This is a genomic window from Acinetobacter sp. S40 (assembly GCF_016624705.1).
In the GTDB taxonomy this organism is placed as follows: Bacteria; Pseudomonadota; Gammaproteobacteria; order Pseudomonadales; family Moraxellaceae; genus Acinetobacter.
In genome coordinates, this window is record NZ_JACVTU010000018.1 from 22,375 (window position 1) to 44,424 (window position 22,050).

Annotated in this window: 15 protein-coding genes and 3 pseudogenes; 14 read left to right on the plus strand and 4 right to left on the minus strand. The window is 37.2% G+C overall.

Annotated elements, in window-relative coordinates; genetic code table 11:
- Positions 1–13 precede the first annotated feature (13 nt).
- From IAE19_RS15045 to IAE19_RS15065, 5 genes are all read left to right on the plus strand, one after another.
- Positions 14–3,250: a condensation domain-containing protein gene (locus IAE19_RS15045; protein WP_200461727.1), complete on the plus strand. Its 3,237-nt coding sequence runs from the start codon at positions 14–16 to the stop codon at positions 3,248–3,250.
- Positions 3,251–3,261: 11 nt separating this feature from the next.
- Positions 3,262–4,881, plus strand: a complete 1,620-nt coding sequence (locus tag IAE19_RS15050) for a (2,3-dihydroxybenzoyl)adenylate synthase (RefSeq protein WP_200461728.1) — start codon at positions 3,262–3,264, stop codon at positions 4,879–4,881.
- A gap of 13 nt (positions 4,882–4,894) precedes the next feature.
- The gene (locus IAE19_RS15055; protein WP_200461729.1) at positions 4,895–6,235 is read left to right on the plus strand and encodes a lysine N(6)-hydroxylase/L-ornithine N(5)-oxygenase family protein; all 1,341 of its coding nucleotides are present in this window, start codon (positions 4,895–4,897) and stop codon (positions 6,233–6,235) included.
- Positions 6,236–6,244: 9 nt separating this feature from the next.
- Positions 6,245–7,405, plus strand: coding sequence for a type III PLP-dependent enzyme (locus IAE19_RS15060; RefSeq protein ID WP_200461730.1), 1,161 nt, complete (start codon positions 6,245–6,247; stop codon positions 7,403–7,405).
- 79 nt (positions 7,406–7,484) lie between these two features.
- Positions 7,485–8,093 (plus strand): GNAT family N-acetyltransferase, encoded by a 609-nt coding sequence (locus tag IAE19_RS15065; protein WP_200461731.1) that lies wholly within the window; start codon positions 7,485–7,487, stop codon positions 8,091–8,093.
- Between the two features lie 226 nt (positions 8,094–8,319).
- Here the strand turns inward: IAE19_RS15065 and IAE19_RS15070 are convergent, their stop codons facing one another.
- Both IAE19_RS15070 and IAE19_RS15075 read right to left on the minus strand, forming a co-directional pair.
- The gene (locus tag IAE19_RS15070; protein ID WP_200461732.1) at positions 8,320–9,180 is read right to left on the minus strand and encodes a 4'-phosphopantetheinyl transferase family protein; all 861 of its coding nucleotides are present in this window, start codon (positions 9,178–9,180) and stop codon (positions 8,320–8,322) included.
- 3 nt (positions 9,181–9,183) lie between these two features.
- Positions 9,184–9,924 (minus strand): thioesterase II family protein, encoded by a 741-nt coding sequence (locus IAE19_RS15075; RefSeq protein ID WP_200461733.1) that lies wholly within the window; start codon positions 9,922–9,924, stop codon positions 9,184–9,186.
- A gap of 249 nt (positions 9,925–10,173) precedes the next feature.
- On the opposite strand from IAE19_RS15075, the gene IAE19_RS15080 reads away from it, so the two are divergent.
- From IAE19_RS15080 to IAE19_RS15110, 7 genes and pseudogenes are all read left to right on the plus strand, one after another.
- Positions 10,174–12,321: a TonB-dependent receptor gene (locus tag IAE19_RS15080; protein WP_200461734.1), complete on the plus strand. Its 2,148-nt coding sequence runs from the start codon at positions 10,174–10,176 to the stop codon at positions 12,319–12,321.
- A gap of 35 nt (positions 12,322–12,356) precedes the next feature.
- Entirely contained in the window at positions 12,357–13,580 is a 1,224-nt protein-coding gene (locus IAE19_RS15085; RefSeq protein ID WP_200461742.1) for an MFS transporter, read from the plus strand.
- Positions 13,581–13,631: 51 nt separating this feature from the next.
- Positions 13,632–14,756 carry a siderophore-interacting protein gene (locus IAE19_RS15090; RefSeq protein ID WP_200461735.1) on the plus strand — a complete coding sequence of 375 codons (1,125 nt, stop codon included), beginning with the start codon at positions 13,632–13,634 and terminating at the stop codon, positions 14,754–14,756.
- Positions 14,757–14,806: 50 nt separating this feature from the next.
- Positions 14,807–16,162: an MATE family efflux transporter gene (locus tag IAE19_RS15095; protein ID WP_200461736.1), complete on the plus strand. Its 1,356-nt coding sequence runs from the start codon at positions 14,807–14,809 to the stop codon at positions 16,160–16,162.
- A 191-nt stretch (positions 16,163–16,353) separates the two neighbouring features.
- Positions 16,354–16,451 (plus strand): annotated as a pseudogene (locus IAE19_RS15100) (adenylosuccinate lyase); the annotation flags it as partial.
- Positions 16,439–16,696: pseudogene (locus IAE19_RS15105) on the plus strand (DDE-type integrase/transposase/recombinase); the annotation flags it as partial. The pseudogenes IAE19_RS15100 and IAE19_RS15105, both read left to right, overlap by 13 nt.
- 882 nt (positions 16,697–17,578) lie before the next feature.
- Complete coding sequence (locus tag IAE19_RS15110) at positions 17,579–18,403, plus strand: hypothetical protein (protein ID WP_200461737.1); 825 nt, start codon at positions 17,579–17,581, stop codon at positions 18,401–18,403.
- 6 nt (positions 18,404–18,409) lie between these two features.
- Here the strand turns inward: IAE19_RS15110 and IAE19_RS15115 are convergent, their stop codons facing one another.
- Positions 18,410–18,787, minus strand: a complete 378-nt coding sequence (locus tag IAE19_RS15115; RefSeq protein WP_200461738.1) for a helix-turn-helix domain-containing protein — start codon at positions 18,785–18,787, stop codon at positions 18,410–18,412.
- Positions 18,788–19,285: 498 nt separating this feature from the next.
- Positions 19,286–19,817, minus strand: a pseudogene (locus tag IAE19_RS16680) (IS3 family transposase); the annotation flags it as partial.
- A gap of 390 nt (positions 19,818–20,207) precedes the next feature.
- Between IAE19_RS16680 and IAE19_RS15125 the strand changes: the two are divergent.
- Positions 20,208–21,068 (plus strand): OmpA family protein, encoded by an 861-nt coding sequence (locus IAE19_RS15125; RefSeq protein ID WP_200461739.1) that lies wholly within the window; start codon positions 20,208–20,210, stop codon positions 21,066–21,068.
- Positions 21,069–21,111: 43 nt separating this feature from the next.
- On the plus strand, positions 21,112–22,050 hold a 939-nt coding region (locus IAE19_RS15130), incomplete at its 3' end, for a BapA/Bap/LapF family prefix-like domain-containing protein (RefSeq protein WP_200461740.1).

Consider the following 22,050-nt stretch of genomic DNA (forward strand, 5'->3'; position numbering starts at 1 on the left):
GGGGAAATAGAACATGAGTCATCAGCACAGCATTATGAGCGATGAGTTGTTTAACTTATTTGCAAGTAAATTGCAGGATATTGGACTTTCAGATCAGTCTGAGGCATCTATAATATCTGCATTGAACTCTAGCACTACAGTTGAACAAATATCTTTAGAAACTCAAGCACAGCAGCAGATTTCCTTCGCAGAAGAACGTGCATGGATGATGCATCAGCAAGACCCGTTGGCATCTTCAGGTCCATTTATTTTAGCGCTTCGTCTTACAGGTAAAATTGATATTGCGCGTTTAGCTCGAGCAATTGAAAAGCTTTATGTTGGACAATCGAATTTAAATTTACGTTATGACCTGAATGAAGAAGGAGTCTTAAGCAAATATCATGCTGAACAGGCATCTGTGGATGTAAAAATTCATGTCGTTCAGTCTGAAATAGAGGCAATTCAGTATCTGTTGTCATGGTTAAAACAACCCATTGATTTGGCAAAAGTACCTGCAATTCAGTTTAGCATTTTGCCACAAAGTCATGATGCGGTGATTTTAGGCATTTTAGGTCATCACATCTTATTGGATGACGCCGCTTGGCAACCGATTTTTAGCCAACTTAACCACTATTATGAACATGCTGATCAAGTTGATGCTGGCTCGTATGTCTTTAAGAGCAATCCACAGCGTCAAGTGAAAGACAGCACTACGGCATTACAATACTGGAAAAATGCTTTTCCTACAGGCTTGACGCCAGTGCGTTGGCCAAAATTCTGCTTAGCCACTCAAATTCAAAGTTCAATTGTTGAATATGGCAAAAACAGCACCTTTAACGATGTGCAAAAAGCGGTACGTTGTTATAGCTATGTGAATGTTGGGAAAATTCAACAGCTCAGCCAACAAGCACAAGCATCGATTTTCCACACAGTTGTGGCAATATTTGGCAGTTATTTAAATCGCTTATTGGGTCAAAACTCGGTGGATATTTTTGTACCGATTGTGGAGCAATACGATGCAAGTAGCTTAAGTCAAATTCAATCGAGTTCAAATATTTTACCGATTCGTATCGTGCGTGTAGGTCAATCAAAACAATCCCAAACACTGAAGGGTGAAATCAACAACATCATCGAAAATGTACGTAATCAAATTCTGCAAGGGATGTCGAATAATGTCCCGATTGAGCGGATTTTGTCGGCAACCAAAACCAAGCGTAATGCGATTCCGAATGTGCTCATTACTCAGTTTGTGGAATCTAGTCAATATCTTAAATTAGAGGGTGTTAAGGCTGAAACAATTGCCATTCCACCGATTCATTCCGACTATGATCTGACTTTGGCATTTCAAGTGAAAGATGAAGACATTCACTTTGAACTAACCATAGGGGACAAATTATCGAAAAATATAGGCCCCTTACTATTGGAACAATGGCTTGATTTTATAGATGCAGATATTGGGGCATGGGCAGATGGCAATGCTATTTTTGCATCAGCGACGCAGCAAAATCTCAATCCATCGAGCCAACAAGATCTTGATCCAACAGTTAAGGCTGAAGTACAGATCACATCTGACACCATCGACGAGATTGAATCTGGTCAGAATATTTATTCATCAGTCATACGTTTGATTTTAAAAGAATTTAAAAGTGTGTTGATGAATCCGAATTTACAAGCAGATGACAACTTCTTTGATTTTGGCGGGCATTCTATTCTAGCTACTCGCGTAATTGGTAAATTGCAAAGCCAGCATGCTGTGCTGATTAAAATTGCCGATTTCTTTAATGCGCCGACTGCACGTGAATTGGCACAACATGCCGAGCTATTGAATAAACATGTTGAAGAACAGCAATCCATTGATGAAGACCGTGAAATTGTTGCACCTCTGACTTTATTGCAAAAAGCCTTTATGGGCTTTTCGGATCAGGGACGTGATGCCATGTATAACATTCCATTTGCATTCCGTTTTTGTGAAGCAGTGGATGAACAGGCTTTTCATGCGGCGTTTCTGGATATTCTAAAACGTCACCATAGCTTGCGCAGTATTTTTGTACAGGCGGATCGGGGGGATATTTTCCAAACTGTTATTCCCATGCAGCGGTTGCATCAGCATCCTTGGTTTTGGGGTTCTGAATATCAGGCGGAACACAGTGCACAGCAGATTTTACGTGCTGAAGCCAATCATTCCTTCGATTTGATGCAAGAGTTTCCAATTCGTGTTCGTTTTATGAAAGATGAACAGGGGCAGCATATTTTATCGATGTTGTTGTATCACATTGCTATGGATGAATGGTCGTCGGGCATCTTAATGCATGAATTGATTCTGGCCTATCGCAGTCGTGTAGCAGGTCAGGCTCCTATTTGGGAAAAGGCACCACGTCAGTTCCATGAATATGCGATGGCGCAAGATGATTCTACCTTGCAAGCACATATTCAGTATTGGGTTGATACGATTGGAAAAATCAAGAAACAACCGCCTTTATTGCCTGCTTATGCCACAGATGCAGAGCAACACAATCACCTTGATACAGCAGATGTGGCAGGTGCAGCGATTGAGTTTGGATTTACGGCTCTACAAGTTGAGCAATTGTACGCATTGGCGCGTGAGTATCGATCTTCTCTCTTCTATGTAGTCTATGCCGCAGTGGTGCTGGCAAGCCATTATTTAGGTGCTGGCAAAAAGATTTTAACTGGGACTTCCGTAGCTTGCCGTCAAGATCCGTTGTATCAGGATACCATGGGCTATTTCACCAATGTGGTGATGCATTACACCCTGTTGAATGAAACTTTGACCATTAAAGACCTGGTACAACAGGTTCAGAACAACATCTTCAAAGCACAAGAATATGCCGATATTCCATTTGCCATTGTCGAAGACAATATTCGCGCTGAAGGTGAGGAATGGACTGAAAGTCCATATGAAGTGTATGTGCAACTACATGCCCAAAATGCCTTAACAGGCGCATTTCAGCTCGATTCTGGGCATGAAATTGGTTTTAAACTGATTGAGCCTGAACGTAATACCGCCAAGTTTGGTTTGCATTTTGAAGTCTATGAAGAACCAAGCTCTGAACAAGAGCGCTTACGTGTCGTCATTAACTACCGCGTCAATCGCTACAACGACACACAAATTCAGCTGATTCGACAGGTTGCTGAGCAGGTCTTAACCTGTTTCATCGACATTATTACCCAGTCAGGTGAATCGATGCGTGTTGATGTTAGAGACATCCGCCGTCAATTGAGCAGCATTCAACTTCCAGAAATGGCGATATAAAGGATTTAGTCATGTTTATAGAACAAGATATTCAACAGGGATATGTGCCATTTCCAGAATCGAGAGCCAAACAATATCGAGATGAAGGATGCTGGAAATCACAGACGCATTTTCAACTGCTGGCAAGTTTAAAAGACGGTTTTGCACAGCGTGTAGCAGCGATTCAGGATCATAAACAACTGACTTATCAGCAGTTGTATGACTATGCCATTCATTATGGAAGTTACTTAAAACAGCAGGGTATTCGGGAAACAGATTTTGTCTTGTTGCAATCGCCCAATGTGATTGAAGTTTTTATAGTGATTTTTGGCTTGTATGCAATAGGTGCTAGACCGGTATTTTGCCTGCATGGTCATGGCTCATATGAAATTGAAAATATTGCAAAGCAAAGTCGTGCAACAGGTTTTATCAAACTCTGTGCATCTGCCAGTGAAGTTACAGCAACAGAGGTCTGCGAAGAATTTTCTACACCCAATTTTAAATTGTGGTTTCGAGAAAATATTGTTAGTCAATCGAGCATTGAAGTGTCATTGCCACAGTTAAACGGTATTCAACCTGACTTCAATCTACAAGCGCTGAGTGAATCTGAAGATATTGCATTTTTACAACTTTCAGGCGGAACCACAGGTTTACCGAAACTGATTCCACGCACTCATGCTGACTATATTTACTCAATTGAAAAGAGTGTAGAGGTTGCAGGGCTGACTCAGGATACCAAACAACTCGTGGTGCTACCTGTGATGCACAATTTCTGTATGAGTTCACCTGGATTTCTTGGTGTGTTTTATGCGGGTGGAACGGTGGTATTGAGTCAAATGACGCAGCCACGTGTCTGTTTTGAGCTGATTCAAAAATACCAGATTCAGCAAGTCTCTTTAGTACCTGCCATTGCAACACTTTGGCTGAATGCTGAAAGTCTCGAAGATTACGATTTATCCAGCTTACAAGTGGTACAAGTCGGTGGAGCGAAACTGTTGCCATCACTTGCCGAGCAGATTATTGACACATTGCAAGTCAAATTACAGCAAGTCTATGGCATGGCTGAGGGTTTGGTGAATTTCACGCATTTGGATGATTCAGACCAAATCACCATTCAAACCCAAGGTAAAAAGCTGTCACATCTGGATGAAATCCGCATCGCTGATCAGGATGGTAACGCATTGCCGATCAATACAATAGGGCATATTCAAACTCGTGGTCCCTATACCATTAATGGTTATTACAACTTGCCTGAAATCAACCGCCGTGCCTTTACGGAAGGTGGTTTCTATAAAACTGGTGATATTGGCTATTTAGATGAAAATCTGAATATTGTGGTCACGGGGCGTGAAAAAGAACAGATCAACCGTTCTGGTGAAAAAATTACGCCGAGTGAAATTGAAGACTTTATTTTGCAGTATCCATCGGTGAAAGATGTCTGTGTGATTGGCGTCAGTGACGATTATTTAGGTGAGCGGATCAAAGCCATCATTATTCCGAAACTTGAAGACAGTGAAATCAATTTAAAAAACATCCGTAAATTTTTGATCAGTAAAAATATTGCCCACTTCAAAATTCCAGACGAAATTGAAGTGGTGGCAGATTTCAAATATACCCACGTGGGTAAAGTAAACAGACAGAAACTAGGATAAGAAGGAGTATAAGATGAATAAACAACACATTTACGACATCGTGGGCATTGGGGTAGGACCATTTAATTTGGGTTTGGCTTGTCTGACCCAACCGCTGAATGAACTCAGCACGATTTTCTTTGATGATAAGGATGAGTTTGACTGGCATTCAGGCATTATGCCTGAAGGTTCTACCCTGCAAATCCCATTTATTGCCGATTTGGTCAGTTTTGCAGATCCGAAAAGTCCCTATTCATTTTTAAATTATTTAAAGCTTCACAATAAGCTGTATCAGTTCTTTATTCGTGAAAGCTTCTTTATTTTGCGTGCCGAATATAACTTGTATTGCAAATGGGTGGCTGAGCAATTGGACAATGTGCATTTTAAAAGTTTTGTTGATCAAGTTGACTATGATGAGACATGTAATCTCTACACCTTATGTGTAAAACAGTCCCAAGGTGATATCACGGTCGTGACTAAAAACTTGGTGCTTGGTACAGGCACGACGCCAATTATACCAAAATTCTGTCAGGGATACCCGGAACAGGTTCATTCCAGTGCGGACTATTTAAGCCATAAAAAAGACTATTTGAATAAAAAATCCATCACTATTGTCGGTGGCGGACAAAGTGGTGCGGAAATTTATTATGACTTGCTATCTGAAATTGATCAGCATGAATATCAACTCAACTGGTTGACTAAAGCATCACATTTCTTTTCCATGGATTTAGGCAAATTAACGCTGGAATTCACTTCGCCAGATTACACCTCGCATTTTTATTCACTGGATGAAGATAAAAGAGATCAGGTCATTGCTTCACAAAGTGCGTTGTATAAAGGTATTGAACTGAGTTTTGTTAATCGTATTTACGATCTGCTCTATCAAAAATCATTATATCGTCCGTTGCCAACTCGCATGATGCCAAATTGTGCTTTAGACGCTGTTGAACAACAGGGCAATCATTTAAATCTGACTTTTAAAAATTCAGACATTAACACGCGTTTCAAATTGGAAAGTGAAGTGCTGATTCTGGCACTTGGTTACGACTACAAAATTCCTGAGTGCTTGGCGCCAATTCGTTCTCACATTAATTGGGATAGCAAAGGGCGTATTGAGCTGAACTGGAACTATAGCATCAACGATCAGAACACGATTTTTGCACAAAACATTGGCATTTATTCACATGGTTTTACCGTTCCAGACTTAGGCATGGGCTGTTATCGCAATGCCATCATCATCAATACCATTTTAGGCCGTGAAGTTTATTCTGTAGAAAAGCGCATTGCTTATCAAGAATTTGCACCTTTAGCTGAAGAAATAGTGACTCCTGTAAAAACAATGTTTAAGTCACACAGTACCGAGCTATCTTTTTAGGATTTTAAAATGAATTTCCCGCACTATTTTAAAAGTAATATTCAAGAGCATTTAGATGATCTGGTGAAAACCAAAGCCACGCCATTTTTGGTTTTAGATCTGAGCGTGATTGAAAAGCACTATCTGGAACTTAAACACGGCTTTCCCAATGCAGATATTTATTATGCCTTAAAGGCCAATCCAGCCAATGAAGTGATTGAACGTTTAAGTCAGTTAGGTTCAAGTTTTGATCTGGCCTCAGTCAATGAACTGAAAAAAGTACAGGCCTTTGGTATGGATGCATCACGCTTGGCTTTTGGGAATACTATTAAAAAACGGGCTGATATTCAGTATTTCTATGAACAGGGTGTACGGCTTTATGTCACCGATTCAGATGCAGATTTAAATAATATTGCGCAATATGCACAGGGTTCCAAAGTGTTTTTTAGACTGTCAATTGATGGTTCGGAAACAGCTGATTGGCCGCTTTCAGGCAAGTTTGGCTGCAATGCAGAATGTGTGATTCGACTGGCAGTCAAAGCCAAAGCATTGGGCTTAATTCCCTATGGTATTTCCTTCCATGTTGGTTCACAGCAACGCAAAATCGATTTGTGGGAAAGTGCCTTAGACGAGACTAAAGCTATTTTTGATGTATTGGCCAATGAGCATCAGATTCACTTAAAAATGCTGAATTTGGGTGGTGGTTTGCCTGCGCAATATGTACAGGAAACCGAAGCTTTTGCCAGTTATTCCAAGCAAATTAACGCTGCGCTTGAGATATTTAAATCTTATCAGCTTGAACAGGTTATTTTAGAACCTGGGCGGTCTTTGGTCGGAAATGCAGGCATTTTAGTCTCTGAAATCGTATTGATTTCACAACGCCCACAGTCTGGAACTAAGCGTTGGGTTTATACGGATGTCGGCGTATTTAACGGTCTGATTGAAACATTGGGTGAAGCCATTCAATACCCGATCATGTGTAAAAAGACAGGACATAGTGACGACATTATTTTAGCAGGTCCAACTTGTGACAGTATGGACATTATGTATCAGAACAAGAAATACGCGTTGCCACTGTCTTTGGAAATAGGCGATCACCTGTACTGGCTGTCGACAGGGGCATATACCACCAGTTACAGCTCAATCGAGTTTAATGGTTTTCCACCCCTGCAATATTACACCTTGAATTAATCTTTTTTCGGATGCTTTTCAACTAAAGCGTCCACTTTAATTTTAAATTTTGCTGTCGTTTTTTTAGAGGATGTTCGTCATGAAGACAATATCAAAATCATTACCCCGTTTTTTTGAATATGCCGAGCATCAGATATCTTATGCATTACGTGATGTGGTATTACCACAGGATTTGCCCTTAATGGTCAAATGGATGCATCAGCCACATATTATTCCGCAGTGGCAACTGGATAAACCTGAACTTGAACTGGCGGTTTATTTTGAACGAATGCTCTGCGATGACCATCAGCATTTATATATCATCCAAATTGATGGTAAAGATGCTGGTTATTTGGAAATCTATGAAGCAAAACGAGATCGTTTGGCATTGTATTATGACGCCAAAGACGATGACTTGGGTTGGCATGTATTACTCAGTGAAGATGCGGTGGGTAAAGGACATTTTCGTGCAGTGATGCGTATGCTGAGCTTTTTGATTTTTGAACATTCCAATGCAGAAAAAGTCGTGGGTGAACCTGACCAAACCATGTCTGTGTATGAAAAGGTAAGACAAGACATTGCCTTGGAACCTCAAGGAATGATTCAGCTTCAGGAAAAAACAGCAGTACTTTATCATTGTTTTAGAGAAAAGTTTTATCAACAATGTGGTCATTATTACGAAACGTTTAAGCACAAAAAAGCAGGCTAAGGATTTCATTTACTTTGCCTAATTTAAAGCAAGATGAATGGTTCGAGTACTGTATATTAAACTTAATTCTCAGTTTAACCTTCTTCTTTAAATAGGAGAGGGAACTGTCATGATTAATTACACGCCATAAATAAAAATGGATGACATGATAAAAGCCACCACAGCTGAAATAGTGAGCATAATCAGTATATCGAGAAAAGAATTTTTAAACATGATGAATCATCTCTCAAAGTTTATTTGTACTTGCTTCTAGACTGCAAAAGGTCATAATTTCATCTTCTAATTCTAGATATTTCACCTGAATTGTTCTATTCATAGCCATCTTGGGTGAGGTTTGAGGCAGATAAAAACTTAGGGTGCATGTTTCAGTGTTGAAGCCAATACAATGCATGGCATTAAAAGGTATGAGCTGTTGATATTTGTTATAGAGCGCCTTGATGAGACTTTCTTTGGCAGAAAATAAAATTAAATATAGTGTTGGAACTTGATCTAGAAATGGACTTAAAAGTTTGGCTTCTTGAGGGCTCATCAAGCTGTTCAACATGCTTGGATATTCTTTAAATATGTCAGCATTTTGTTTGATCTCGACGTCAATGCCTAAAATATTTTTATAATTTTGATTGTCGTGATTAATGCCATCATCATGGTTGAAATTGGGAGTATTTATTGCAGCTGTCGCAATTGCTATGCCATGGGTACAATCCAGCATACTGTGGCTAATGCTTCCAGTGATGCGTTTTGGCCATAAGGGCTCACCATACTGACCTTTTTTGATAATAAAGAGCGCATAATTCCCCAATGATGCCAAGGCAAATTTGGCAGCTAAGCGACCGATAAAAAACTCACACTTACGTTTTAAACTTGCCCTTGCAATGTGAAAGGGTATGAAAATATTAAATTTAAAATAGTAGTGGTCGAGAGTATGTTCATTCATGTTAAGCAGTCGAACTTGATGAATTGATTGACCATGGATATGTAATAAAGAGCATTGCAAATGTTCATCGCGAAAAAGCAACCGAGCATGCTGTTGTAATGATATCGATGATTTCAAGGGGGACAATATTAAGGGTTGGCTCGGTTGAATCATGGTTTAAACCGACATTCTTTTGATGACCTGATGAATGTTGTCCTGAATAATATTGACCGTATCTTGTAAAATTTCAGTGTCTAAAAAATAGAAATGATCTCCGCGAACTTGGTAAGCACCTAACCATTGTTCACTAAAGTTTTGCCAACTTTGCATAATTTCATGATCTTGAATATAGGGGTCATCCTTACCATAAATACTTATCAATGGTACTAAAGATTTTTGAATCGGCTTTTTCAGCATGTTGTCGCTTAGGATGAAGTCATTTTTGATAATGCGCAAAAAGAATTCTGAAGCACTTGGATTATTTAAAATTTCATCTGGGAAGTTATTGTAAAGTTTCAGTTCTTGAACGATCTGTCTATCTGTCATATCACTATAATGATGAATCAAACTTTGAAAGTGTGGTGAAGGTCGTGCACTGACAATTTTTAGAATCAGGTTATGATCAGCATCCACAAGTTTGAGTTTTTCTTCAATTTTCCATATTAATGACCCACCCACACTATGCCCGAAAAGTACACATGGGACATCACCATACGTCAGAATTTCTTGTGCAAATTGTTCTGCTAAACCATCAGGATCATTGCTGAGTTGTTGCTGAATTTTTCGACCGTGTCCTGGGTACTCAAGTGCGATGACTTTAATATTTCCAGCAATTGCTTTATTCCAAGCGTTGTAAATGGAAGCACTGCTTCCTGCAGAAGGGACACAAAATAAATTAATTTTTAAATTGTTGATCATAATAGTGACTGATAATTTTAAGCCTAAAATATACAGTTATAAATGCAAATGAGAATTACTTTAAGATACTATTTATCTGTTGGATGTCAAACCTAATCTAACTTATAAAATTTTAAATACATAAAATATTTAATTAATACAGTTGCTTTCCTTATTTTATTGAATTATTTCTAATCGTGTTTTTTGTTGAGAATGATTCTTGATATTATGTGTAACATAATTTAAACACGACTATTTCTAGGATAAGAAATGAATATCAATATCCATTTCAAAAAAGCAATTTTATCGATTAGCATCGCATTACTGTTAAGTCACAATGTAATTGCAGGGGAAAATACACAGTCGGCTCAACAGCTTCCTACGATCATCGTTAAAGCAGAGGCTACTGATAATACGACTTTGTCGAATGGTCAAGTGAGTAAAAAAAGTCAACTCGGTATATTAGGTAATAAAGATGCACTTGATACACCATTTAGTATTACGAGTTACACCGCTAAGTATATTGAAGATCAACAAGCAACCTCAATCGCAAAAACATTGAAAAATGAGCCTTCTGTACGTAGTGTATTTTCGGGAAATGGGCTTGGTGAATATTTTAATATCCGTGGTTTCTACACCCAAAGTCACGAAATGGCTTGGAATGGACTATTCGGTTTAGTGCCGCATAACCGTATACCAACAGAGTTCTTAGAACGTGTTGAAGTATTTCGTGGAACGAGCGCATTGCTTAATGGTATGTCCTTAGGTGGTGCAGTTGGCGGTGTCATTAATGTTGTACCAAAACGTGCTGGTGAACAAGATATTACAAGAGTAACGACAACTTATACTTCAGATAGTAATTTGGGTTTACATCTTGATGTAGGCCGCCGTTTTGGTGATGAAAAACAATTTGGTGTGCGCGTCAATGCTCTAAAGTCTGGTGGTGATACTGCTTTAGATGGTCAAGAAGAAGACCGGACTTTAGGCTCTATTGCTTTAGACTATAAGGGAGATAAACTTCGCGCCAGCCTCGATCTATACGATATTAATGAAAAAGTTGATGGAGGCATGCCATTAATGGTGAGTTTTGCCTCCGCAGATATTCCAAAAGCGCCAGATTCAAAAATTAATACCCAACCTGATAGTTATGCTCATACCAAAGCAACTGGGGTGATTGCCAATGTACAGTATGATTTTCTAGATGATTGGACAGCATATACTACAGTGGGGACCAAAGACCAGAAAAGTCATGGGGTAATTGCCAACAATGCTTTAGGCATGGCTGCAAAACCTAATGGAGATTATACCGCTATTTCTCGTATGAATGCTAATGATACCGATGTTAATGCAGCAGAGGCAGGTGTTCGTGGAAAATTTACAACTGGACAAATCAAGCATGAATTGGTTCTAAGCGGTAACAGGATTGATCAAAATACCTATATGGGATTAAGTGTTGGCACACCTTGGCAATCCAATATTTATAATCCTAAGCCCGGAACAAATGCAGCAAGACCAGCTAATGTACCTAAAATTTCTGAAACAAAACTATCGAGTGTTGCATTCGCAGACACTTTGTCTGTTTTACAAGATAAATATCAGCTTATTTTAGGTCTACGTGAGCAACGTGTAGAATCACAAAGTTTTAGTATTAATCCTGCAACGAATGCCTTAAATCCTGCGTATAAAGAAAGTGCCTTGACACCAGCGATTGGGATTGTATTAAAACCTTGGGGGAATCATTTATCGCTTTATGCAAATTATATGGAAGGCTTATCACAAGGTGATACTGTTTCGGATACCACAGCAGCTAATGTGGGGACAGTGTTTAAACCGTATAAATCAAAGCAATTTGAAATTGGTACAAAATGGGATTTGGGTAATTTTAGAAATACCTTGAGTTTCTACCAAATTACCAAGCCAAGCTTGATTAAAAATACGACAACGAATATCTATAGCGATGATGGTGAGCAACGCAATCGTGGTGTGGAGTGGACTACAGCTGGGGAGTTGGTTGATCATCTCCGTTTACTGGGTGGAATTTCTTATCTTGATGCAAAATATACAAAAACGGCAGGTGGGGTATACCAAAATAATGATGTGATGGGAATTCCACACTGGCAATCCAATCTTGGTGTGGAATGGGATGTGCCTCTGCAACCAAATTTAACATTGTCTGCAAATAGCGTATATACAGGCAGCATGTATGCAGATAATGCTAATACACAAAAATTGCCAGATTGGGTTGTTTTTGATTTAGGTGCACGTTATGCCACTGTTATTGCACGACGTAATGTTGTGTTCAGAGGAGGCATTGATAATATCTTTGATAAAAAACATTGGGCAGGTGTATGGAATGGCTATGTTGGGGTAGGCGGAGATCCTCGTGCATATAAGTTATCAATGCAGATAGATTTTTAATTCTATTTAAATATTAATGTATTGGAAGATCTATGATGTCCCATCATTCTAAACCTTGGCTGTTGCTGATCAGTACCTATACAACACAATATATCGGTATTGCCTTTATGATGTCTGCCACCTTTGCCATATTACGGCAAAGTGGTATTGCACTGGATAAATTAGCATTATTGAATCTGATTGCGCTTCCAATGCTGGGTAAAGTCTTATATGCGCCATTTGTTGACAGCTTTAGATTATTAACTCAAGGGCAGTATCGAAGTTGGCTTCTTTTTGCACAGTTGTGTATGACGGGGCTACTGCTGGCGTGTGGCTATTTAGATGTACATAAGCAATTTCCAGTCATGCTGGTACTCTTTATTGTTTATAGCTTGTTTATGAGTATTCAAGATGTTGCTATTGATGGTTTAGCGACGAAGATTTTTCAAGCCTCTGAACGACAATTTGCTAATAGTATTCAATATGCTAGTAATTTGTTGGGTAATATTATTGGTGGTGGTTTACTACTTATTTTATATCCATGGTTACAATGGAAAGGCGCATTTATTATATTGGCACTTTTAACTGCTGTAACTTGGATTCAGCTATTATTTTATCGAGAACCTGAAGATAAGTTTTTCAATCCGCATCATAATATTTCTTCTAAGTTCAAAAGTTTAGCTCAGCAACTCAAATTATTTATAACAAAACACAAGTCTTGGTTTGTGTTGTTATTTATTTATCCAATTGGTTTCACTGCTGTATTTGGAATCCTAAATCCATTATTAGTCGATGCAAAGTGGTCATTGGTTGATATTGGTTTTGCCACCAAAGTTTTTGGTTCAATTATTGGCATCTTATCGGCATTCCTTGCCACAATTTTGATCAATCAATTACAACGTAAAAAAGCACTGATTACGCTGACGGTCATGCAAGGTTTGACCTTGCTGCTATTTGTTCCTTTGACCTTGGGATACACCTCAAAACTCATGGTGTACTTGGCAATATTTGGCTATTTCATTGCCAATCCAGGACTAATTGCGACGATTTCTACACTCATTATGGATCGTGCTGCCAATATGCCAGCAAAAGCAACGTTCTTTAGTTTGCAACTTAGCCTTGTGGTTTTTATGGGGTTTGTATATTCAGCACTGGGTTTAACGCTGGCCCAACATATTGGGTATACCGCGGTCGTGCTACTGACCTTTTTCTGTGCTTTAGCTGTTGCAGCATTGGTATGGAAAATATTGCCATCTGATGCTGAACATCCAGCACATTAATCCTCAAGATTTATCCCATTTTATATTTTTATTTAGGAATTAGGCGGCATCATGACACATTTGACCACGATTAATGATCAAGACCGTAAGCTTGATATTATGGATCATGTGAATCAGGACCATCGTAAGGAGCTTCTGATCATTGCTCAAAACTATGGTAAAAACAATGATATTCATGATGCTGTGATTGCAGACATTTACGAAGAAGGTATTTTGTTACACACTCAAGTTCCATCTTCATCCATCAAACAAGATTTGTTTATTCATTTTGAATTAAAAGGTGATTTAGAAGAGCAGATTTTATATTTGGCTTATAACTCATTTGCCAAACAAAAAATTGAGTTCAGCAATAATGCCAAACAGTTTTTTGAAGTGGTGGCCAAGTCACAAGTCAGTCCAAATATCACACGTCTTACCATTAAAAGCCAAACACCATTGCCAAATTATTATGCAGGTTATGCTTACGGTTTTATTTTAAAAATATTAGAAAAAGCACCTGTGGTTCAATCAAAGACCTCAAACCAAAGCGGCACATTAAAAAATTTATTTGATCGGGGTTTTTTATGGTTGATGAAGCATTTATCGACACAAAAACGTCAAAAACTCATAGAAAGTATGAATAAAGATGTTCGTCTTTATACTTTAAGAAAAGCCTTTTCTTATGGTTCAAATCATGAGGATTTACATTTTGGCTATGTCGACATCTTTACACATGGTGCCAGTCCAGGAAGCCAATGGATACAACAACTGAATACGGGTGCTTTAATTTCCAGTCGTACCGAAACCGACGATAAGCACGAGCATTTACATGAAGGGCAAGCTGTTCTGATTGCGGATGAAACTGCATTTCCAGCGCTTGCGGGGATTTTAGATTTTTGGAAAAACCCGATTCCACCGATTGTAATTTTACTCAGTGCTGATGCTGCGGATTTTACTTATTTTGATGATTTTTGCTTTCCCGAAAATAGCAATCTTCAAAAAATTACTGGATCAGTGAATGAGCAGGGTAGTCAAACCATGGAGCTTTTAAAAAAATTTACCAAGTTAGATCAGGTATGGGGGGCTTTAGAAAATAACGCAGCAAAACAGATTCGACATTATTTCCGTAATGAACGCAAACTTGCAGGAAGAAATAACCACATTAAAGGGTATTGGCGTTTAGATCAGAAACATTAAACGCGCATGAAGTACCAACGGATTTTCTAAAATTTTAAGATTTGAATGCTATGAATATTTTAAAAGACATCTTCCTGCCTGTATTAAAACTGGCTTTGCCCTTAATTTTAATCCAGATTTGTCAGGCTTCTTTGGGCGTGATCAATACCATGGTAGCAGGTCGTTATCATTATATTGATCTGGCTGGAATTGGTTTGGGCAGTAATATGTGGACGCCTGTATTTATATTATTTACAGGGATTTTATATGTACTTGTTCCCAAAATTTCTGCCATGCAACAAGGGACTAAACACGAGATTGCTGCACTGATACAACAAGGTAAAAAAGTGGCATTTTTATTGTCAATTTTTGGCTTTATGTTGATTCAGATGTTGGCGCTTTTATGTCCTTGGTTAATTGAAAACCCACAAGTGGCGAGCATTGCCAAACAGTATTTGCATTTTGTGGCTTTTGGTGTGCCTGGACTGGTATATATGACCTTATTCAGATTTATCAGCGAAGGTCATAGCTTACTTAAACCAATTATGCTGACTTATCTCATTCTATTGATCTGTGATGCTTCACTTTGTGTTGCATTGGTCAATGGCATTGGTTTTATTCCCGAAATGGGTGGAGCAGGGACAGGACTCGCCACTGCCATCAGTGCTTATATTGCCTGTTTTTGTATGTATCAATTGGTGGCGAAAGCTGTTCCAGAACTGAAAACAACACAAGTGAAGGTCACTATTCAACAAAGTTTAGGATTGTTCAAGCAAGGTTTACCTATTGGTATCACCTTGGTACTACAAATTCTAGCTTTGGCAACACTGGCTTTTTTTGCGTCACAGCTTGGGGCAAAGGCGATTGCAGCACATCAGATAGTAATTAATATTGCCATGTTGATTATCATGATTCCAATTGCTATTAGTAGCGCAACTACCATTCGGGTGGCGTATTTTTCTGCAACCCATGATTATCAGTCCAAGATTGCCACCAGTGGTGCTGTAGTTATCATTACCCTGATTTATGGCGTACTCATTGCAGGACTGTTAATTACTTTTGCAACATCACTGACAGGTTTATTTAGTAAAGATGCTGAAGTATTAAACATTGCCACTGGCTTAATGTCTTTCGTGGCAGTTTTCCTTATTTTTGATGCGCTCCAAACAGTGGCATCTGGTGTGCTTCGTGGTTTGCAGCAGTTTATGCAACCACTTTTTGTGATTCTGTTTTGTTATTGGTTGGTGATTATTCCACTGAGTTATTCGATGGGGGTTCATGGATGGCTTCATGAACATGCTAATGTAGATGTAATCTGGCTGGTGCTGACCTGTGGAATCAGTTTGGCAGCAATATTATTGGTGATTCAAAGTTATCGCTATTTAAAGAAGGGTGAATTTCCAGTTGATGATACCATTTCAACCTGATTCAGTTTTAAAACAAAAAATATTGATCGTTAGCACTATAGCAGATGAGAAAGCATCTGCTTTTTTTAATCTGGATGAACAGGGTTCATTGCTTAAATCAAAAAATAACATCATCTTGGATATGGTCTATGTTCCAGTATGTGAATCGAGATGGTTTTGTCGGAGACTACTTTTCTTGAGAGAATGTCCCAATGACAAAACCAAAATATACTCCTGAAATCAGAGATAGAACGGTTCAATTATTGATTGAATCCGAAAAACATTATCCTTTAGTTGGGCTGCAATCACCGTGTTCACAATGTGATTGATGCTTATAAGCGTGAGTCATTGGACACATTAGTAGATTTCTCTTTACCTACTCAGCGTGTGTTTAGAGGACTTGATCAATTGATTGTATGGTGAGGTAAACCCAAAAGAATACGCAGCGATAATGGTTCAGAATACATAAGTAATTTAATGGAAGTATCGTGTAAACAACATGAAATTGAGGATATATTAACCCAACCAGTTAATCCACAGCGAAATGCTATGGTGAACGATAACCCCAATCTCGGAAAGAGTCAGCGCTATAAATGGTATTAAATTATATCATTATGTTTTATAATAACTTGATTTAATACATATGCTTATATTATTTTTCATTGATTGTATAATTTTTTATTCTGAAAACTCAACAAAAGTTGCCGACATACTTAACTCTTAAAGAGCTTAAAATATTATTTTTTATCAATTGGTAAAATTGTTAAATATTTGAAGCTATTTGATTAATTATACAATTTTCGACAAAGATTATGTATTTGAAAGATAAATCTTTAGATCATGTCTGAATTTCCTATTAAGATTTAGTCTTAATTGGCAATAGTCACTGATATATATTATAAGAGTCTAACAAAAAAACATATAATTCATATATTTAATTAAATTAGTGTTGTATGGTAAGTATTGATAAGGTAATTTGAAAATCTATGTCTGATTTGTTAAAAAATAACGAAAAGAGGATGTTAGTGTTGAACGGAAAGATGAAATTTACATTGTTAAATATTCTTTAAGATAGCTAAACTGGTTAGCTTGACCTACTGCTCAAAAAATAAATTTAACGTTAATAAATCGAAACAAAAAAATAATTTTAGATATTTTATTAGGTGAGTTTAACACTTCGGCAGAATGACATAAGGTTAAATCTTTATTTCATGAGTTCAGTATAAAGCATTGTAATTTTTCTGTTTTCATTTATTCATTGATATACTTTGAATTTTAATCTTTTTTACAGCTTTGAAGTAAAAAAGTAAATTTTTTTAAAAAAAAGCCTACAATTACAATTTCACTCAATTAATTAAGTTAGAATAATAATAGCAATTTTTAACTTTTCTTATTTATTTAGGATGTTTTTCTCCCATGGTTGATACAGGAGTTTACATGAATAAAGAGACAGCAGTTTTAGGAAACTCCGATGGAACAAGATTGTCTCATGAAAGTGAAACGACTTTGGAACATGTTGTTAATATTGTACCTAAGCTTATAGAGTGGATGATTAAATCTGGTGTTGGGTACACAGAGTTTTCTACAGCCCTTAAAGCTGTTTTCTATAATGAGGCCATTAAAGAACTGAATCGCATTAGTCAAAAAAAAACTGATTCAGCAATCAGCTTATTGTCAGGATTAAATAGGCGTGATGTAAGAGCATTTTGCCAAACGTATGGTGAATACGTTTTGGTCGATCAATTGAGTTTACAACTTCCCGTTAGTGTACCAGCACGAGTATTAGGAGCGTGGCTTGTTCAAGCTTTACCAAGCAGTATCCCTTTTCAAGGTAATGAAAATAGCTTTGAAAGTTTAGTTAGACAAATTTCATCTGAGAAACATCCAAAATCTATTCTTTTGGAATTAAAACGTTTAGGTCATGTCATAGAAGAAGGGGAACAAGTTGTCCTTCAAAACTCTAATTTTAATTCAAATTTACACGTGGACGAAAATAAAAAAATATTTCCTAAAAATATTTCCGATCACTTAGCTGCGGGGATTCTTAATTTAACGCAGAATACTAATTTTCTGGAACAAGCAATTTTTGCAGATGAATTGACTCAGGACTCTATTGATAAACTTACACAATTAAGTTCTGACCTATGGAAGCTAATGTCAAAAGCATTAGTTTCTGCTGCAATTGAATATTGTAAAAGTGATCAAGGTACTAAAAATGCCAATAAACGTTTTAGACTTGGTATTTATCAATACGATGAATAATTCATTTTATAAAATAAAATCTTTATTTATGGGCTTTGGAAAAGTTTTCTTTGTCCATCCTATTTTATCTAATCCCCTCCATAGAATGGAATAAGAAATTCTATAACCAAATTGCTGTTCAAAGGGTTCAAGTAAGTCATAAATTTTATTGAAAGAAGTTTTTTCAACAAATATCTTAAAACTTTCTAGATCTTTAATTGTAAAAGGTCGTCCTTTGCTTTTGGGAATTAATGGTAATAAACTTTGATTTTCTTGTTCTAACCGAATCCAATCATCTAATGTGGATCTCGCAATACCAAATTTCTTGCAGACATTTGATTTGTGCTTTGTCTGATGATAAGCAAGCATGATTTTTTTTCGAAAGTCTAATGAATATGCACGCATAAAATTAATGTACGTCCTTTTTTAGCTCAAGCAAATTCACTCATCATGGAAATCTAATAAAACTATAGCTTGCCTGAGAATTGCTGACGATGATTCATTTGAATTTAATTTGTTGTGGAATTTATCACTAAAAACAAAAAATGTACATATTTAACATATTTTATGCGAGAATTTTTTTATTTTTATTATAAAAGCTACATTGAAAATTTTATTTAATTTAATAAATAAAATTTTATGTGACAATATTTGATTTTATAATAAAAAGTTTGAATTTTACCACAATAAAATTGTCCGTTTTAATTTGGAAATTGTGTGTGAAGCGCACACATGTATATTGATACTAGGAATTTGTAATGTTAATTTTGAAATTAATTGAACAACCATATTGATCAATAAATGAAATAGAGTTTTGCAGTAAACAGATTTTTCAAAAATTAGTTAACAGCCTATATGAAATACACATTGGACTACCCCCAGTATCCTGGATATGAGACAGCCTCATTTTATAGCTGTTTCAAAGACTTCTGGACTCATTCCATCAAGATGCGAATGGCCCCTGATTCGATTGTAAAACATCTCGATATAATCAAGCGCATCTGCACGAGCCATTTCTCGATTTTTATAGATTCTCTTTTTAATTCTTTCCTTCTTTAGGCTTCTAAAAAAGGATTCAGCAACAGCATTTTCCCATGAGCAGTATACTGTGCAAGAGCTCGACGGCTCATGCTGATAATCAAGTTATGCTTCTGACAGAATTTCTGTCAGTCTCCGCTACTATATTGTGAGCCTTGGTCTGAGTGTCTGATCACAGGTTCATTGAGTCTGTTTCGCCATACTGCCATAAGAATTGCATCTAAAACGATATCTTGGGCAAGCGTAGGTTTCATTGACCAACAGATGACTTTCCTTGCCAGGTGCGGATGTAGGTAATATCAGTCACCTGAGCAACATCATTTCGTGAGGTATCAGGTGTGTTTACAACAAACTCTCGATTTAAATGGTTAGGTGGCGTAATCTGCCGACGATTACGACAATCTTAAAAGACCAAACCTTCCTCTTTAATTTGAATACCTTATTTTAAACTGTGGGATCTATTGTTGTTCCAACATAATTTTCTCTCCTGGGTCTACAAAAGGAATTGATTATATTTCTCTAGAAGACTGATAACGGTCGATATCTAATTACAACTTGCTTACTTGAAATAATTTATTTCTTAAATTTAAAGTGAGACATGCGTCAAATTAATAAAATAAAATGATAAATAGAAAAATGCTTATTTTTAACATTTTTTTGTGATATAAATGTGCTTAAAGCACATTTATGTCAAAAAATTGTTCCATTAGCAGGAATAAAAAAATGGTGATGATGGAAATGTGTAGTAAATCCTCTATTTAATTCTAAATTCAACACAGGGGTTGTTATGTTGAAATTATCGCTTTTATCCATTGCAACGTTAGGTTTGATAGGTTGCGCATCTAATCCATATTCCAAGCCATCTGACTTGAAATTTCAAGAAAATAAGCAAGGAAATACTCAAATAATCAATGTAAAAAGAGATGATAAATTATGTTCAAAAGACACACAAAATGAGCAAAATTGTCCGATTGATTTTTATATAGATAGTATTAAGGCGGGTCATTTTTATATTAATAACACTGCAAAATACCATTTGAAACCAGAAATATATAATTTCAAAGTTAAAAATTGCGTTTCTGGTAGTGAGTGTAAAACCTGTGATGTAGATTTAAGCCCAGATCATTTAAAAGATCATAATTTTATTTTGTCAGTAGATGATGTAGGCAAACCATTTATCTTAAATGGTGGTCAACCACTTATATGTACTGAGAAAAAGCAAACACCTCAAAATATCGTTGTACCAGTTGAGCAAACTATATCTGTCAATTTAGCTGCTGACACGCTGTTCAAATTTAATGGTTTCTCTCTAAACGATCTGTTGCCTAAGGGCCGTCAGGAAGTTTTAAATGTTGCATCTCAGATCTCTAATAAATTTGTTTCCGTAAGCCATATCAAACTTATAGGACACACCGACCGTTTAGGCAGTGAAAGTTATAACCAGCAGTTAGGCCAAAACAGGGCAGAAACTGTACGTAATCTTTTAGCTCAAAATGGTGTACCTGTAAATCTAATAAGCACGACCAGTGAAGGTAAGAATCAACCAGTTACTGATGGGTGTCCAACTGTTAAATCACGTGAAGCATTAAAAGCATGTTTACAAGCGGATCGCCGAGTAACTGTAGAGATCACAGGCATTTCAAAATAAGTGAAACTTTAAAAATATTATTAAATATTATATAGGCGGGAATATGAAACAGTTTACAGTCATTGAGAAAGATTCTCTTGATAAAATAGTAGTGAATGCAAATCGCATTACGTTGAGCGAAGCATCTATTGTCCATACTAAAATGTATCGCCAGGACGTTGCGGAATTTCTTCGTGATGGAAATAATCTTATTTTAAAGTTGAATAATGGAGAAGAAGTTGTTATCGAGAACTTCTTTGTTCAATACGAAAATGTAGAATCAGACTTAGTTTTTGAAGAGGACGGTTGTGTCCTGTACTGGTTTGATGAGGTTGCAGGATTTAAAGAAATTGCAGGCCTAGAAGACTTATTACCAATAGCTAGTGAGTCAGCAACTGGTGGCATTTTACCTTGGGTAGCAGGTGCTCTAGCTGCTGGTGGTATTGCAGCAGCTATTATTGATCATAACGATAATGATAACAAACTAAATGATGGCACGATTAATCTTCAAATTAATAACGATGGTACAATTAGTGGAGTAACTAAAGATGTTACCCCAGGCTCTAAAGTCATCGTTACTGTGGAAGGCTTAGATAAAGATGGAAATATCATTAAGAAAGATATTGAAACGACCATTAATTCTGATGGAAGTTACCAAGTCAATATTCCAGTAGAAATTGTTGATGGTTCAGCAGTCAATGCAGTAGCTCAAACTACCGATCAAAATGGTAAGGTCATAACAGCGGATGATCACTTACCAGGAGCAATCGAATCTGGTTCAGACGGTGGTTTAGATCGTGTAGAAAGTGCGATCACAGTTGATATCGTGGAGACTGGCAGCATCACAGGTACGACGACAGACGTTGCCCCAGGCACCGACGTTGTACTGACCATTACTGGTAAAGATGCAAACGGCAACGATGTCACGGTCACCAAGACTGTAACGACAGATGCCTCAGGCAACTACACCAGCGCCTTAACTCCAGCAGACGGAATTGTTGAC

Excerpts from the sequence above, each read along its gene's own strand:
- IAE19_RS15045 (WP_200461727.1), top strand. The coding sequence starts at position 14 with ATGAGTCATCAGCACAGCATTATGAGCGATGAGTTGTTTAACTTATTT.
- IAE19_RS15050 (WP_200461728.1), top strand. The coding sequence starts at position 3,262 with ATGTTTATAGAACAAGATATTCAACAGGGATATGTGCCATTTCCAGAA.
- IAE19_RS15055 (WP_200461729.1), top strand. The coding sequence starts at position 4,895 with ATGAATAAACAACACATTTACGACATCGTGGGCATTGGGGTAGGACCA.
- IAE19_RS15060 (WP_200461730.1), top strand. The coding sequence starts at position 6,245 with ATGAATTTCCCGCACTATTTTAAAAGTAATATTCAAGAGCATTTAGAT.
- IAE19_RS15065 (WP_200461731.1), top strand. The coding sequence starts at position 7,485 with ATGAAGACAATATCAAAATCATTACCCCGTTTTTTTGAATATGCCGAG.
- IAE19_RS15070 (WP_200461732.1), bottom strand. The coding sequence starts at position 9,180 with ATGATTCAACCGAGCCAACCCTTAATATTGTCCCCCTTGAAATCATCG.
- IAE19_RS15075 (WP_200461733.1), bottom strand. The coding sequence starts at position 9,924 with ATGATCAACAATTTAAAAATTAATTTATTTTGTGTCCCTTCTGCAGGA.
- IAE19_RS15080 (WP_200461734.1), top strand. The coding sequence starts at position 10,174 with ATGAATATCAATATCCATTTCAAAAAAGCAATTTTATCGATTAGCATC.
- IAE19_RS15085 (WP_200461742.1), top strand. The coding sequence starts at position 12,357 with ATGTCCCATCATTCTAAACCTTGGCTGTTGCTGATCAGTACCTATACA.
- IAE19_RS15090 (WP_200461735.1), top strand. The coding sequence starts at position 13,632 with ATGACACATTTGACCACGATTAATGATCAAGACCGTAAGCTTGATATT.
- IAE19_RS15095 (WP_200461736.1), top strand. The coding sequence starts at position 14,807 with ATGAATATTTTAAAAGACATCTTCCTGCCTGTATTAAAACTGGCTTTG.
- IAE19_RS15110 (WP_200461737.1), top strand. The coding sequence starts at position 17,579 with ATGAATAAAGAGACAGCAGTTTTAGGAAACTCCGATGGAACAAGATTG.
- IAE19_RS15115 (WP_200461738.1), bottom strand. The coding sequence starts at position 18,787 with ATGCGTGCATATTCATTAGACTTTCGAAAAAAAATCATGCTTGCTTAT.
- IAE19_RS15125 (WP_200461739.1), top strand. The coding sequence starts at position 20,208 with ATGTTGAAATTATCGCTTTTATCCATTGCAACGTTAGGTTTGATAGGT.